The organism is Polyangium fumosum (assembly GCF_005144585.1).
GTDB classification, from domain to species: domain Bacteria; phylum Myxococcota_A; class Polyangia; order Polyangiales; family Polyangiaceae; genus Polyangium; species Polyangium fumosum.
On sequence record NZ_SSMQ01000139.1, the window covers coordinates 1 to 12,773 of the forward strand.

The 12,773-nt window shown below is 69.7% G+C and carries 14 protein-coding genes and 1 rRNA gene; 8 read left to right on the forward strand and 7 right to left on the reverse strand.

Annotation, left to right across the window (positions count from 1 at the left end):
- The first annotated feature begins 217 nt into the window (after window positions 1-217).
- Window positions 218-862 (forward strand): hypothetical protein, encoded by a 645-nt coding sequence (locus E8A74_RS50485; protein WP_136936379.1) that lies wholly within the window; start codon window positions 218-220, stop codon window positions 860-862.
- A gap of 35 nt (window positions 863-897) precedes the next feature.
- Window positions 898-1,371: an HAD domain-containing protein gene (locus E8A74_RS50490; RefSeq protein WP_136936380.1), complete on the forward strand. Its 474-nt coding sequence runs from the start codon at window positions 898-900 to the stop codon at window positions 1,369-1,371.
- Here the strand turns inward: E8A74_RS50490 and E8A74_RS50495 are convergent.
- Both E8A74_RS50495 and E8A74_RS50500 read right to left on the reverse strand, forming a co-directional pair.
- Window positions 1,368-2,501 (reverse strand): hypothetical protein, encoded by a 1,134-nt coding sequence (locus E8A74_RS50495; RefSeq protein WP_136936381.1) that lies wholly within the window; start codon window positions 2,499-2,501, stop codon window positions 1,368-1,370. The two genes, E8A74_RS50490 and E8A74_RS50495, sit on opposite strands and share 4 nt — an antisense overlap.
- Before the next feature lie 69 nt (window positions 2,502-2,570).
- The gene (locus E8A74_RS50500) at window positions 2,571-3,683 is read right to left on the reverse strand and encodes a cytochrome P450 (RefSeq protein ID WP_232380107.1); all 1,113 of its coding nucleotides are present in this window, start codon (window positions 3,681-3,683) and stop codon (window positions 2,571-2,573) included.
- A 223-nt stretch (window positions 3,684-3,906) separates the two neighbouring features.
- Between E8A74_RS50500 and E8A74_RS50505 the strand changes: the two genes are divergently transcribed.
- The 3 genes from E8A74_RS50505 (at window position 3,907) to E8A74_RS50515 (ending at window position 6,513) form a co-directional block, all read left to right on the forward strand.
- A complete protein-coding gene (locus E8A74_RS50505; protein ID WP_170230003.1) occupies window positions 3,907-4,548 on the forward strand; it encodes an RNA polymerase sigma factor in 642 nt (213 codons plus the stop codon).
- Complete coding sequence (locus E8A74_RS50510; RefSeq protein WP_136936384.1) at window positions 4,545-5,804, forward strand: hypothetical protein; 1,260 nt, start codon at window positions 4,545-4,547, stop codon at window positions 5,802-5,804. The genes E8A74_RS50505 and E8A74_RS50510 overlap by 4 nt, the downstream gene beginning before the upstream one ends.
- A 91-nt stretch (window positions 5,805-5,895) precedes the next feature.
- On the forward strand, window positions 5,896-6,513 hold the full coding sequence (locus tag E8A74_RS50515; protein ID WP_136936385.1) for a hypothetical protein: 618 nt from the start codon (window positions 5,896-5,898) through the stop codon (window positions 6,511-6,513).
- Between the two features lie 13 nt (window positions 6,514-6,526).
- Here the strand turns inward: E8A74_RS50515 and E8A74_RS50520 are convergent, their stop codons facing one another.
- The 4 genes from E8A74_RS50520 to E8A74_RS50535 all read right to left on the reverse strand — a co-directional run bounded on the left by E8A74_RS50520 (window position 6,527) and on the right by E8A74_RS50535 (window position 11,153).
- Window positions 6,527-6,940 carry a VOC family protein gene (locus E8A74_RS50520; protein WP_136936386.1) on the reverse strand — a complete coding sequence of 138 codons (414 nt, stop codon included), beginning with the start codon at window positions 6,938-6,940 and terminating at the stop codon, window positions 6,527-6,529.
- A 92-nt stretch (window positions 6,941-7,032) separates the two neighbouring features.
- Window positions 7,033-8,037: a sigma-70 family RNA polymerase sigma factor gene (locus E8A74_RS50525; protein WP_136936387.1), complete on the reverse strand. Its 1,005-nt coding sequence runs from the start codon at window positions 8,035-8,037 to the stop codon at window positions 7,033-7,035.
- Between the two features lie 51 nt (window positions 8,038-8,088).
- Complete coding sequence (locus E8A74_RS50530; RefSeq protein ID WP_136936388.1) at window positions 8,089-9,375, reverse strand: DUF1501 domain-containing protein; 1,287 nt, start codon at window positions 9,373-9,375, stop codon at window positions 8,089-8,091.
- A 14-nt stretch (window positions 9,376-9,389) separates the two neighbouring features.
- Window positions 9,390-11,153, reverse strand: coding sequence for a DUF1549 domain-containing protein (locus tag E8A74_RS50535; RefSeq protein ID WP_170230004.1), 1,764 nt, complete (start codon window positions 11,151-11,153; stop codon window positions 9,390-9,392).
- 208 nt (window positions 11,154-11,361) lie between these two features.
- Here E8A74_RS50535 and E8A74_RS50540 point away from each other — a divergent pair, with 208 nt between their 5' ends.
- From E8A74_RS50540 to E8A74_RS50550, 3 genes are all read left to right on the forward strand, one after another.
- Window positions 11,362-11,778, forward strand: coding sequence for an organic hydroperoxide resistance protein (locus tag E8A74_RS50540; RefSeq protein ID WP_136936390.1), 417 nt, complete (start codon window positions 11,362-11,364; stop codon window positions 11,776-11,778).
- A gap of 70 nt (window positions 11,779-11,848) precedes the next feature.
- Window positions 11,849-12,082, forward strand: coding sequence for a hypothetical protein (locus E8A74_RS50545; protein WP_136936391.1), 234 nt, complete (start codon window positions 11,849-11,851; stop codon window positions 12,080-12,082).
- On the forward strand, window positions 12,069-12,488 hold the full coding sequence (locus E8A74_RS50550; RefSeq protein ID WP_136936392.1) for a DUF488 domain-containing protein: 420 nt from the start codon (window positions 12,069-12,071) through the stop codon (window positions 12,486-12,488). Before E8A74_RS50545 ends, E8A74_RS50550 begins: the two co-directional genes overlap by 14 nt.
- 162 nt (window positions 12,489-12,650) lie before the next feature.
- On the opposite strand, the gene E8A74_RS50555 is transcribed toward E8A74_RS50550, so the two are convergent.
- A 23S ribosomal RNA gene (locus E8A74_RS50555) occupies window positions 12,651-12,773 on the reverse strand; the annotation flags it as partial.

Here is a 12,773-nt window from a genome sequence, read left to right on the forward strand (position 1 = left end):
GATACGCGAGACCTCCGCACGAATGGCTGCCGCTTGTTGTTCCGTACACATGTTGAGGCTCCTTCCGGCGGGGAGCCTGGGCACGAGGGACACGGGGCGTCAGGACGGGGGTGGGCGAGGTGATACCATTCATCCGCGTGGACATTACCTGTCCCTCGTATGTCGATCGATGGTAGCCTGGAGGCACCGACCGCTGGAGCGAGACGGACGAACGCCGATGAGCCTCGATTATTATTTCCACGTGGAGACCCGTCGCTCCGGCGATTGGACCGTGCCGGAGGGGTTTCCCTGTTCGCGCTACCGGTCGGAGCCTCTCGGGGAGTTCACCTGGATGCGCGGCCGCTCCCGCCGGGCGCGTCTCTTTTTTGGCCCCTCCGCCATCTTCCCGTTCCGGCCGGGCCCCCCGGAGGGCCGCGCGCGGTCGGCGCTTTTTCGTTCCCTCGGCCCGAAGTACGATTTCGAGGAGAACGAGTGGCGGATCTGCTGGATCCCGTACGGCGATTTGATGGTCGACCTCTGGGACGAGATGCTTCTCGTCCTGCAATGTGACGTCGGGAGCCGCGACGCCGCGCTCTTCGGCGACGGACAAAAGCCTTTTCCCGAGGACGCGCTCCGGGCGCGGGGCCACGACGACTTCGAGCTCGACGACCTTCAGGAGGGCGAGATCGTGCACGCGCCGATCGACCGCACGCACGGCAAGCTTCGATTCGAGATCGATGTGCTCGCGCCGGATGTGCGTGTCCCCGTGACCTTCGTCGCGTCCGTGCGCACCTATCTCGGCGAAGGCGGCGCGGAGGCGTTCCGGGGCCTGCGCGCGCACGGGCGAGACGACGATATGCGGGTCGTCTCCATGTATTGTTGACCCTGGGCGCCGCCTCGTGGTGTCCTCGATCCACCATGAAGATCGTGTTCCTGGACTTCAACGGTGTGCTGAACCATTACCTCATGCTCCTGCAAGAGGACCGCGACACGCGGAAGCAGTTCAGCCCGCCGGCCGTCGAGCGGCTCAACACGATCGTGAAGCGCACGGGCGCGCGGGTCGTGGTCAGCTCGACCTGGCGGGAGTGGAACACGGTCGACAAGCTGCGGGCGCTGCTCGCCAAGGAAGGATTCGTGGGCGAGGTCCTCGATCACACGCCCATCCTGTACCCGAGGACCATGCGCTTGCCCGACCCAAACCCCGGCCAGACCCGGTGCATGGAAATCATGCAATGGATCGACGCCCAGCCCGAGCGGCCCACGTATTTCGTGGCCATCGACAATATGGACCTCGAGCTGCTCGCCGCTCATCACGTGAAGACGGAGTCGGATACGGGGCTGCTCGACGAGCACGTCGCGCGGGCGGTCGACATTCTTGGAGGAACGTTCTAAGCCGCCTTGCGACCGCGCGCCTCCCATTGCGTGAGCCCCTCCGCGGAGAGCTCGGGCGACAACATCCCGCGCGTGTGCATCTCGCGGATCATCCGTTCGAGGCGCGCCTCGTCGAAACGGACGGAGAGCGCCTCGGCCGCGCGCGCGAGGAGCTTGCGCTCCCGGAGCGAGGCGCGCTCGTCGACGGTCGCGCCAATCTCGAGCGCATGATAAAAAGGCGCCCGCGCCGGGGCAGGGACGTCGCCGAGCCGCGAGCACCAGCCGATCGGATCCGCGAGCCGCTCGTCGAGGCCGATCGAGATGTCGGTCTCGCAGCCGCGCAAGAACGTGAACAGGAGCGCCGTCTCCTCCGGCCGCAGCCATCCGTCGGCCTCGAAGAGGAACCACAGGCCTTCGAATAGCCGATCCTTCACAGGCAACAGGCGCTCGTCGGAGAGGACACGGTCGAAGGCGGCGCGATACCGCACGTACCGGAGGACGGTCTGGCCGAGCCTGCGCGTGGCCAGGTAATTCGTGACGGACGAGGCGACGATGCCGACGAACGGGATGAAGCTGCGGGCGAGGCTTCCGCCGAAGAGGCGCGCGGCGAGGCCCTGCGTGGCGCCTTCGAGGTCGGTGCGCGCGAGGCGCGCGAGCGCGGCGCCCGGGTGCTCGTGCTCCTCCGGGGCATGCTCGGCGCCCTGCACGAGCTTGAAGAGCGCCCACACGTCGGCCGGGTCGTCCGGATCAAAGCGCACGCCGACGCAGCCCGCGAGGCGGCAGCCCGTGTACGTTTGCGTGACGAGGCGGAGCGCGGCATCGAGCGCAGCGCCGAGCGCGGTCGCCGGGAGGGCGACGAGCGCCCCGACCCCTTGCGTGCCGGCCGTGAACAAGGCGCCGCCCGTGGAGACGAGGCCGGCGCCGGCGCCGGCGAGCGCGGAGAACAGCGCGCCGCCCCGAAGGATCGCCTTGCCGCGCCCCGCTTCGGTCAAGCCCGTCGCCGCGGCAGGGCCCGCCTCGTCCGCGGCCTCGTTGTGGCGGCGAATCGTGGTCGAGACGAGCCGGAGGAGCAGCTCGTCCGTCCAGCCGATCTCGTCCGAACGTTCGAGCGGGAAGGGGAGCGCGGCAGGGGCCTCGGCGTGTGCGGTCATGGTCCGATCGCCATTTCAAAAAACGTTCCCGCGCGGTCGACGTCGCGCCGGCCCGCGCGCCGCGCGTGTTCACGAGAACCGAACGGGGAGCACCACCGGCCCGCGAATCGCGATGGTCCGGTTGTACCGGATCTCGCCCGCGCCGAGCTCCACCCGCCGAAACCGCCGCGTGAGGACCTCCAGCGCGATCCGCGCCTCCATCCGCGCGAGCAGCGCGCCGACGCAGGTATGGATCCCGTGCCCGAACTGGAGATTGCCCTGCGCATTGCGGTCGATGTCGAACCGGTCCGGATCCGCATGCCGACGCTCGTCCCGGTTGGCCGACGCCACGAGCGCGAGCACCAGTGATCCCGCCGGGATCGTCACCCCCGCGATCGTCACCTCCGCGGTCGCGATCCGCGGCAGCGCGTGGCTCGGCCCGTCGTACCGGAGCATTTCTTCGACGAACGGCGCGGCGAGCGCGGGATCTCCGCGGAGCCGATCCCAAAGCGCCGGCTGCGCCGCGAGGAGGATCATCGTGTTGCCGAGCAGGTGCGTCGTGGTCTCGAGCCCGGCGAGCAGGAGCAGCACCAGGAAATCAAGGATCTCCTCTTCCGTGAGAGAATGGCCGTCCACTTCGGCGTGGATCAGATCGCTCACCGTGTCGTCCGCCGGCGCCCGCCGCCGCGCGGCCACGACCTCGCGCAGGTACCCCGAAAGATCGGCGATCGCGGTCCGCACCTGCACGACGTGCGCGGCGCTCTCGGGCTCGGGCGCGATCGAGCTGATATCGTCGGCCCAGCGCTTGAAAAACACGTGCAGCGAGGGGTCGAGGCCGAGGATCTCGCCGATCACGAACGCCGGCAGCGGGGTCGCGAAGCCCTCGACGAAATCGACCTCGCCCACGAGCTTCCCCGCGAGTTCCTCCGCGAGGCGCTCGACCTTCGGGGCAAGGCGGCGCGTCGTGCCCCCGCCGAACGCCCGGGTGACGAGGCCGCGGAGCCGCGTGTGCGCCGGCGGATCGAGCGCGAGCATCGAATGAACGAGCGGGTTGTACCCGATCCACGGGGGCTCCATGACCGCCTTGAAGCCCTGCGAGGAGAAGAGCGCCGGGTTCTTCAGGACGAAGAGGACATCGTCCCAGCGGCTCACCGCCCACATGCCGCCAGGATCGACCTGGCACACGGGGGAGGACGTCCGCATCGCGGCGTAATGAGGATACGGATTCGCTCGAAACGAGGGCGAAAGGACATCGATTCGTTCTTCCATCACGGCGAGCCTCCCCGGTCCGCGCCCGCGCGGACCACGCGCCCCCTTCGAGCATGCCCCGCGCCAGCACGAGCCCACGGCCGCCCCCATCAAAAAACGCGCGGCCGAGGAAACCGGCCGGCCCCTCGCGCATGATGGGAGCGAAGAAAGCTCTTTCGTGCCGAGCCCGAACCTCGCCCCCCCGGACGTCGAAGGCCTCCTCGCGCCCCTCGCGCGAAAGAGGCTCGTGGAGGACCGTCCGCCCCTGGGCGAGGCCCCCCAAGCGCGCGCCGCGGAGCCGACCCGGACGGCCACGCCGAGCGCGGTCGAGGCCCTCTACCGCAAGCACCACGGGCTCGTGTATCGGCTCGCGCTCCGCTACGGCAAGGGAAACGTCGCCTGGGCCGAGGACATCACGCAGGAGGTCTTCCTCGACCTGATGAAGGCGCTGCCGGCGCTCGACGACCACGACGACCTCGCGGGCTGGCTGTATCGCGCCACCACGAACCGCTGCTTGAGCCGCATGCGCCGGGATCGATTCCGCGCGCTCGCGCCGATCCGCTGGCTCTTCGGCGAGCACCAGCCCGAGCCGCAGCAGCCCGACACGCTGGTGATGGCCCGCGAGGATTTACGCCGCGCGATCGAGGCGCTCGACGCGCTGCCCGTGAAGGAGCAGGTCGCATTTTCGATGTATTGGCTCGACGGCAAGGAGCAGGAGGAGATCGGCGAGATCCTGGGGCATTCGAAGGGATACGTCTGCAAATTGATCCAGCGCGCCGTCGAGAGGCTGAAGAAGGACGGCTGGGGGGTTTCACCATGACCACACCCGCGCCGAACGATCTGCTCGCGCGGCTGCGCGCGGCCGACGAGCTGTACGCCGAGGTCGCGCCGGATCCGAAGCTCGAAGCGCGGCTCGGCGCGCGCCTGCGGGGGCTCGCCGGAAAACCGCCGCGCGTGGCGTGGTCTTCGTCGCTCCGCGGGCTCGGGCGTCCTCTGGCCCTCGTTTTGACCTGCGCCGCCGTGCTTTTCCTGTCGCTCGACGACGACACGCCGCCCGTCCGCTCCGGGCTCGTCGCGCCGAACCAAACTGAATTCGCAGCCGATCCGGACGCGGCCCCGGCCGCCGATCACGCGCCGGAGACGAACCCGCGCGTGGTTGGCCCGCGGCGGGCCCCCGCTCCGAGCGCTCCCGATGCCCGGCCGGTCGCGCCGTCGCCTTCGTGGCGCGTGCAGGATCCGTCTTCGCCCTCCGACGCGGATCCCGAGCGGGGTCCGCTCGAGCATCCTCGGCGCGGCCCGAGGCCCGACGTGCCCCCGGGTCCTCGGTCGCGCATGCATACGCCCGGCGAGGCCGGGGACGCGGACGACGCCGAGGGGTTCGTGTTCTGGTCGCCGACGCAAGCCCTCTCCGGTGAATCCCGCGCGCCCATGTACGGCGCGACCGGCGGCGCGCGTGGCTCGACGACGAGCACGCCGAAGCCCCCGGGGCCCGTCGTCGAGCCGCCTGGTCCGCTGGCCTCCTGCGCGACGCCCGAGACCTGGAAGGGGCGCGCCGAACTCGATTGCGACGAAAATGGCCTCGTCCTCGCCGAGATCACCTACCTCGATCCGTGCGGCGACGGCCTCTTCCGGAGCGCCGAGCACGAATGCGCCGAGCCCGATCCGGAGGTCGACGTATGCACGACCGATACCGTGGGCGACGGCGCCACGTGCCAGGATCCGAGCCTGCTCAAGGACATGGCCTCCCAGGCCTGTCAGCTCGCGGGGCAGCAGATGGTGGATTTCCAGTACACGACCGGCGATTGCGGAGGGATGACGCGGCAGGCGAGTTACACGTGTTGCCCGCCGATCGTCGATCCGCCGCCGCCCGAACCCCCGCCGTCCGAACCCCCGCCGCTCGTCTGCCAAAGCGGCGCCCTCGGCGACGGCGTGACGTGCCTCGACAACGGTTTGCTCAAGGACATGGCCTACGCGGCCTGCAAGGAGCTCGGCCTCTCCCTCGCGGATCTTCAGATCGCGGGGGATTGTCCGGCCGGCCAGGCGTCGAAGGTCGGTTTTTCGTGTTGCGGGCCTTGACGTAAAAAAAGAGGAAACGCGAGGCCGCCTCGCGATTGAAGAAGAGCGGTTGTCACGACGGCGCCCCGCAGCGGGGCGCGCGGAGGTACCCATGCGTTTGTCGAATGGATTGCGGTCGCTCGTGGTCGCCTTTTTTGCGTCCGGTTTCGTCGCCTGCACGGCGGATGTGCAGCAGGGCAGCGGGCAGGAGATGGCGCAGGGCGCGCTCGAAGGAGACGGGAAAGAGAATGGCGACGGGAAGGTGAGCGAGGAGAGTCCCGAGGCCCCTACGCTGCCGTCCGGCTGCTTGCAGGGCACCGTGGAGAGCGCGACCTGCGAGGATCCGGGGGTCTTGAAGGATCAGGCCTTTGCGATCTGCCAGGAGAGCGGTTTCGTCTTCACGGTCTTCGAGTACCAGGGCGGCGATTGCGGCTGGCAGACCACACAAGCCCATTACGAATGTTGCCCGGTGCCGCCCACGCCGCCGGTCGATCCGCCGCCGCCGAACGAGCCGCCGCCGCCCGAGCCCCCGGCCATCTGCGCGAGCGACTCGATCGGCGACGGGATCACCTGCCAATCGCGGGACTTCTTCAAGCAAGCGGCACACGACGCCTGCAACCAGGCGGGCTTGCAGCTCTTCGATCTGGTCCTCGACGGGGGGGATTGCAGCCCCGCCGAGGCCGTCAAGATGACCTATTTCTGCACGGCGGGTGGCTCGGTCTGCCCTTGAGCCCGCGACGTGATCACTTCTGGACCGCGGCCGGATCCATCCACATGACTTCCCAGTGGTGGCCGTCGATGTCGTAGAAGCTCCCGCTGTACATGAAGCCGAGATCCATGGCGGGCATCGCCTGTGACCCGCCATTCTCCACCGCGGTCTTCACCATCAGGTCGACCTCCTCGCGGCTCTCACACGAGAGGCAATAAAAGGCCTCGGTGGCGCTCTTGTCGCTGATCTGCTTCTTCGTGAAATCCTTGAACTTCGACTCGACGAGGAGCATGAAGTACGCCTCCTCGCTCACGATCATACACGTCGCGGTCTCGTCGGTGAACTGCGGGTTGAACGTGAAGCCGAGCTTCGTGAAGAACTCGACCGAGCGCTTCAGGTCCTTGACGGCGAGGTTGACGAAGAGCTTGCGGGAACGGGTCGTGATCATAGGCGCCTCCATGCCTGTGGGTTTGGCGTATGGACTCCGCGGGGGGGCCGAACTCATCGGTCCACGAGAAAAAAATTCGACCCGACCGACGGCTACGGCGCGAGCTCCAGCGGCAGGCCGAACCGCGGGAAAAGCGCCGCCGTGTCGAGGAAGGAGTTCATCGCGGTGATCCGGTCGCCCGAGACCTCCAGCACGATGAGCGCCCACGCCTTGTAGGGCTCGCCCGGCGCGTGCGGGGGACGGTACTGCCCGAACGCCGGCGAGCCACACGCCGCCGTCGGCACGAGCCGCGAGCCGCGGCACCCCGCGCCCCGACCGACGAGCCAGGCCAGGATGGAAGCATGCCCCTTCAGCCAGAGCGAGTACGGCGGCATCGAGAGCGTCGCGTCCTCGTGCAGGAGCGCGGCGAAGGCGTCCATGTCGTACCGCTCGAACGCGTCGACGTAGCGGTCGAGCATCGTCGACTGCACGTCGGCGAGCGGCGCCGGGGGCTCGCTGAGGTCGCGGGCCGAGAGCGTGGCGCGGGCGCGCTGCAAGGCGCTGTTCACCGCGGCGATCGAGGTGCCGAGGCTCTCGGCGACCTCCGCGGCCGCCCAGCCGAGGACCTCGGTCAGGAGCAGGATCGCGCGCTGCTTCGGCGGGAGGTGCTGGAGCGCGGCCACGAACGCGAGGCGGATGCTCTGGCGCATCGAGACGAGCTCGGCCGGGGTCGCGTTGTCGGGCAAGGCCCGCGCGTCGGGGATGGGCTCGACCCAGCTCGAAGCGGGCAGGGTGCTAAGGGTGTCGTCGACCGTGCCGACGGGGCCACACTCCATCGGGCGGATGCGGCGCGAGCGATCGGCGAGCGCGTCGAGGCAGACGTTCGTGGCGATGCGATAGAGCCAGGTGCGCAAGGACGAACGGCCGTCGAACTGGGAAAAACTCCGCCAAGCGCGCAGCATCACCTCTTGCACCGCGTCCTCGGCCTCCGAGACCGACCCGAGCATGCGGTAGCAATGCCCGGTGAGCGCGGCGCGATGTTCCTCGAGCTGTTGCGCCGTCGCCTGCGTGACGTCGAAGCCGGCGGCGTGCTTCCTCGGAGTCGAAAGGTCAGCCATCTCGGCCGTGTTTAACAGGCTTTCCGCCCGAGGACAAACCCCGATCGCCGTCTACAGCAAGATTTCGCGCACCACCTGCCCGCCGTCTGTAAGGGTGATCGGGCGGCCGCCCGGGGACGAGACCGTCTCCAACGGATCGAGCCCCAGCGCCGAGGTGATCGTGGCAAACAGGTCGGCCACGGGCACCGGCCGCTCGACGACCTTTTCGCCTTGCGCGTCGGTCGCGCCGAGCGTGATCCCGCCGCGTACGCCGCCGCCCGCGAGCACGGCGCTCCACGCGGCGGGGTGGTGATCCCGCCCGCCCCGCCCATTGAGGCGCGGCGTCCGTCCGAACTCACCCATCCAAACGACGAGCGTGCGATCGAGCTTGCCACGCTCGGCGAGGTCGCGGAGCAGCGCGCTCATGGCGGGATCGAGCACGCCCATCAGCCGCTTCGTGCGCTCGAAGTTGTCCTCGTGCGTGTCCCAGCCGTCGAGCGAGACCTCGACGAACGGCACGCCCACCTCGACGAGCCGCCGCGCCGCGAGGCAGCCGCGCCCGAACGCCGTATCGCCGTAAGCCTCACGCACGGCCGCGGGCTCGCTCGACACGTCGAACGCGGCCGCGGCCGGCGAGCGCATCATCCGCGCGGCTTGCGCGAACACGGCGCGCCGCTCGGCCACCGCGGCGCTCTGCGTCTCTTGTTCGAATGCGTCCTCCAGCATCGCGAGCGCCGCGCGCCGCCGATCGAACCGCGCGGCCGAGACGCCCGGCCCGTACGCCATGTCCTCGGGCGGCCGCCCCGGCTCGCGCACCACGAACGGACCATGCGCGCGCCCGAAAAAACCGCCGCCCGCGCTCGGCCCGCCGAGGCTCACGAACGCGGGCAGCTCCGCCTTGGGATCGCCGCGCCGCGCGCTCACCCACGCGCCGAGGGCCGGGTGATCGACGGTCGGGTTGGGGATGTGTCCGGTATGGCCGAGCTGCCGGGCGCGCTCGTGGCTGCCTTCGCGGCTCGTCATGCCGCGCAGGATCGCGAGTCTTTGCGCCTCGGCGGCGACGCGGGGCAGATGCTCGCAGATCGACACGCCCTTGGCGCGGGTCTTGATGGCGCGAAACGGCCCGGCTTCTTTCGTGCCCGGCTTCGGGTCGAACGTGTCCACGTGGCTCGGCCCGCCGTTCATCCAGAGCACGATGCAGGCGTCCGCGCGGGGTTTTGTCGGGGCCACGTTCGCCTCGTCCGCGCGCGCCTCGGGCGCCGTGATCCACCGTCCAGCGAGCCACGCGCCGAGCCCTCCGAGCCCTGCGTGCAGGAGGCGCCGGCGATCGATCGTCACGGGTGTGTCTTGGGTCTCCATGGCGTCCTCCGGTTTCAGTGCTGAAAAGCAAATTCGCTCGAATCGAGCAGCGCCCAGAACAGGTCCTCATAGGCCCGGTCGCGCGGCGTCTTCGCGACCCAGCCTCGTTTCTTGCCGATCTTCCCGAGCGGACTCGGTCCGCTCGGCGGCGCGACGGGTTCTTCGGGGGCCGCCGCGGCCTCGTCGAGGAAGTGCACCCAACGGGAAATCTCTTCCGCCGTGGGCCTGCGCGAGAGCGTGCGCAGGTAAAGCGCCTCGATCTTCGCCGCGTCGCCGCCGGGCATCCCGAGCACGTCCGCGAGCGCGCCGCCCGAGAGCGCGGTCGATCCATACCCGACGAGCGGGCCGTTCAGGAGCAAGAGCGCCTGTGGGATCGTCCCGTCGAACTCCGCGCGCGCGCCGTCCTCGTCGACGTCGAACACGAACCGGAAGCGCTCGCGCATCTTCGCCCGCAGCGCGTCGGCCCGCTCGCCGAGCGTGTCCTCGATCCACGGATCGAGGCGCGTCGCCGTGAGGACCGCGTCGAGCAGCACCGGCGCCGGCAAACGCCGCGGGGCGAACGCCGCAAACGTCGCCTCCGCCGCGGGCGGTCCTGCCGCGAGCCCGTAGGCGCGCGTGGCGCAAACGGTCCGCAAGAGCCGCTTGAGATCGTAGCCGTGTTCCACGAAATCAGCGGTGAGCGCGTCGAGCACGGCCTTTGCGCGGGGCGGGTTCGAGGGGCGCAAATCGTCCACGGGCTCGACGAACCCATGCCCGAACAACATCCCCCATACACGATTGACGAGCGCCTGGCCAAACCAGGGGTTCGTCGTGGAGGTGATCCACGCGGCGAGCTCGGCCCGCGGCGCCTCGCCCTCGAGCGTGGTCCCGTCGAGCGCGGCCGGGGCGAGGGTGGCGATCTCGCGCGCCTCGTCCGTCGCGTTTTTCCCAGGCCGCCCGCGCTTGCCGTCCTCGACCTCGAAGGTGCGGGCCATGCCCTTTTCCTTCTCGTCGACGGGTTTGACGCGGGTCCGCACGAAGGCCGCGGCGAAACGGCGGAAGTCCGTGGTCGTCCATTTCTCGGTCTTGTGGTCGTGGCATTGCGCGCACTGGATCTGCACGCCGAGGAACGTGCGCGCGGTGGCGCCCGCCAGGTCCTCGACGCCGCCGCGGTACTGCACGAGCCAGTTCGTCGCGCCGTTCACGCCATCGATTTCAGCCTCGGTGGCCGCGTTTTGCGCGGCCATGCGGCGCTCGCGGGCGGGGCCGCCGGGGCTGCTTTTCCCGGTCGCGCCGACGAGCTCGCGCACGACGTGATCCCAGGGCGTGTTCGCGGCGAAACGCGCCCGCAGCCAGGCCCGGAACGCGGCGCGGTCGACGAGGTTTCCCTTCACGTCGTCACGGAGGAGGACGTCTTCCCAGTACGCGGCCCAGCGCTCGGCGAAATGCGGGCTCGCGAGCAGCGCGTCGACAGCCCGCGCGCGTTTGTCCGTCGCGGGATCGGCGAGGAAGCTCGTGACGACCTCGGGCGACGGCAACGTGCCCACGAGATCGAGCCACGCGCGGCGAAGGAACTGGGCGTCCGTCGCGGGTTTGGCCGGAGATACGCCCGCGGCTTTCCATTCGGCGTCGAGCAGGGCGTCGACGCGCTGGGCGATCTCGATCGTCGCGGGCGCCGCGGCCGCGGCGTTGGGTGGAGCCGAGGGCGTGGCAGACGGGGAGGGGAGGCCACCCGTCCCGCCCCCCGAGCAAGCGGAGAGCAAGGCGAGCGCGACCCAAGCCGAGGTCCGTCGAAGCATGAGGGCCGCCCAAGCAGGACCAATGCCAGCCCCGAGGCCGCCTGGAAACGCGGCATCTCTCGGGTTCGTGACCTGCGGACGGCCTGCCGCGCGCCCGCGTGGTGCGGCGGACGCTCCGCGGGAGCACGGGATCCACGCGGATTTCGATTGCAGCCGCGGCTCCGCAGCCGAAAAGGAATCCCGCATCCACGTTGGAGAGGAGTGAGGCATGAAGATTTTGTACACGACAGGGGCGACGGCGACGAACGGGCGCGAGGGGCACGTCAAGACGGAGGACGGCAAGTTCGACCTCCAGCTCAGCCTGCCGAAGAGCGTGGGCGGTCCAGGCGGGGACGGGACGAACCCCGAGCAGCTCTTCTCGATGGGCTACTCGGCGTGCTTCGGCGGCGCGCTCGCGCTCGTCGCCCGCATGCAGAAGGTGCAGACCGGGCCCGTGCAGATCGAGGCGAAGGTCTCGCTCGGCCAGGATGCGAGCGGCGGCTTCGGCCTCGCCGTGGAGCTCATCGGCCACATCCCGAACCTCCCGCGCGAGCAGGCCGAGGCGCTGATGCACGCGGCGCACCAGGTGTGCCCGTATTCCAAGGCCACGCGCGGCAACATCGAGGTCAAGCTCTCCGTCGCCTGACGTCTGGATGGGGGCGTGGATCCGCGGCCGACACACTGGCGACGCGGAGGTCACGCCCCACAGACGTCGCATGAACAAACGTCCCAAGGATTCCGGCCGGACCGAGCCCGCGCACGGCGCCGAGAAGGCCTCGCGGCGCTCGGCCGAGTCCCAGCACGGCGGGATTTCCTCCGAAGAGAGCGCGCGCCGGGACGAGACCGGCGAGAATCCCGGCGGCACATACCAGGGAGGTCGGTCGTCGGCCCCGGCGGGGTTCGGCCCGAATGGCCATGGCGCGTCGAGCGGCGAGGATGGCGGGTTCTGAGGCGCTCGGCCGCTCGGCCGTGCGCCTGCCCCTGAAGACGAAGCGCTGGAACGAGCCCGTCGCGCCGGACGACGGGTTGCGTGTCCTCGTGTGCCGCTTTCGCCCGCGTGGCGTGCGCAAGGAGGACGAGACCTGGGATCTCTGGGCGAAGAACCTGGCCCCGAGCCGCGAGCTGCTCGCCGCGTTTCAGGGCAAGAGCGGACCGCCGCTCCCGTGGAAAGATTTTGCGCGGCAGTACCGGGCCGAGATGAAGGCCGAGCGTGACCTCATCCGCTCGCTCGCCGAGCGCCTCCGCCTCGGCGAGCGGATGACCTTGCTTTGCTCGTCGTCGTGCGTCGATCCGGATCGATGTCACCGGACGTTGCTCGCCGGGCTCCTGGAGTACGAGGCGGCCGCGGGGGCCTGAGGCCGGGGAGGGGAGATGGAACGAAAAAGGCCCGCGTGAGAAAACCTCACGCGGGCCTGAAGGCTCCGGACAACGGAATGTAGAGCGTCTCGTTGCTGCGTTCGCGCGCGCCGGCTCGTCATCCGAGCTCTGGGCACGCCTCTCGACGTTTGCCTCAAAGGTATGGTCAAGCCGCACGACCGATTAGTACCGGTTAGCTCCGCGAATTACTCCGCTTCCACACCCGGCCTATCAACCTCGTGGTCTACGAGGGGTCTTTAGGAGCCTTGCGGCTCGGGACACCTA

What these genes read in the sequence shown, in the direction of transcription:
- E8A74_RS50520 (WP_136936386.1), bottom strand. Translation starts at nt 6,940, where the DNA reads ATGATCACGACCCGTTCCCGCAAGCTCTTCGTCAACCTCGCCGTCAAG.
- E8A74_RS50500 (WP_232380107.1), bottom strand. Translation starts at nt 3,683, where the DNA reads ATGCGGACGTCCTCCCCCGTGTGCCAGGTCGATCCTGGCGGCATGTGG.
- E8A74_RS50530 (WP_136936388.1), bottom strand. Translation starts at nt 9,375, where the DNA reads ATGGAGACCCAAGACACACCCGTGACGATCGATCGCCGGCGCCTCCTG.
- E8A74_RS50495 (WP_136936381.1), bottom strand. Translation starts at nt 2,501, where the DNA reads ATGACCGCACACGCCGAGGCCCCTGCCGCGCTCCCCTTCCCGCTCGAA.
- E8A74_RS50545 (WP_136936391.1), top strand. Translation starts at nt 11,849, where the DNA reads ATGAACAAACGTCCCAAGGATTCCGGCCGGACCGAGCCCGCGCACGGC.
- E8A74_RS50550 (WP_136936392.1), top strand. Translation starts at nt 12,069, where the DNA reads ATGGCGGGTTCTGAGGCGCTCGGCCGCTCGGCCGTGCGCCTGCCCCTG.
- E8A74_RS50485 (WP_136936379.1), top strand. Translation starts at nt 218, where the DNA reads ATGAGCCTCGATTATTATTTCCACGTGGAGACCCGTCGCTCCGGCGAT.
- E8A74_RS50490 (WP_136936380.1), top strand. Translation starts at nt 898, where the DNA reads ATGAAGATCGTGTTCCTGGACTTCAACGGTGTGCTGAACCATTACCTC.
- E8A74_RS50510 (WP_136936384.1), top strand. Translation starts at nt 4,545, where the DNA reads ATGACCACACCCGCGCCGAACGATCTGCTCGCGCGGCTGCGCGCGGCC.
- E8A74_RS50535 (WP_170230004.1), bottom strand. Translation starts at nt 11,153, where the DNA reads ATGCTTCGACGGACCTCGGCTTGGGTCGCGCTCGCCTTGCTCTCCGCT.
- E8A74_RS50540 (WP_136936390.1), top strand. Translation starts at nt 11,362, where the DNA reads ATGAAGATTTTGTACACGACAGGGGCGACGGCGACGAACGGGCGCGAG.
- E8A74_RS50525 (WP_136936387.1), bottom strand. Translation starts at nt 8,037, where the DNA reads ATGGCTGACCTTTCGACTCCGAGGAAGCACGCCGCCGGCTTCGACGTC.
- E8A74_RS50515 (WP_136936385.1), top strand. Translation starts at nt 5,896, where the DNA reads ATGCGTTTGTCGAATGGATTGCGGTCGCTCGTGGTCGCCTTTTTTGCG.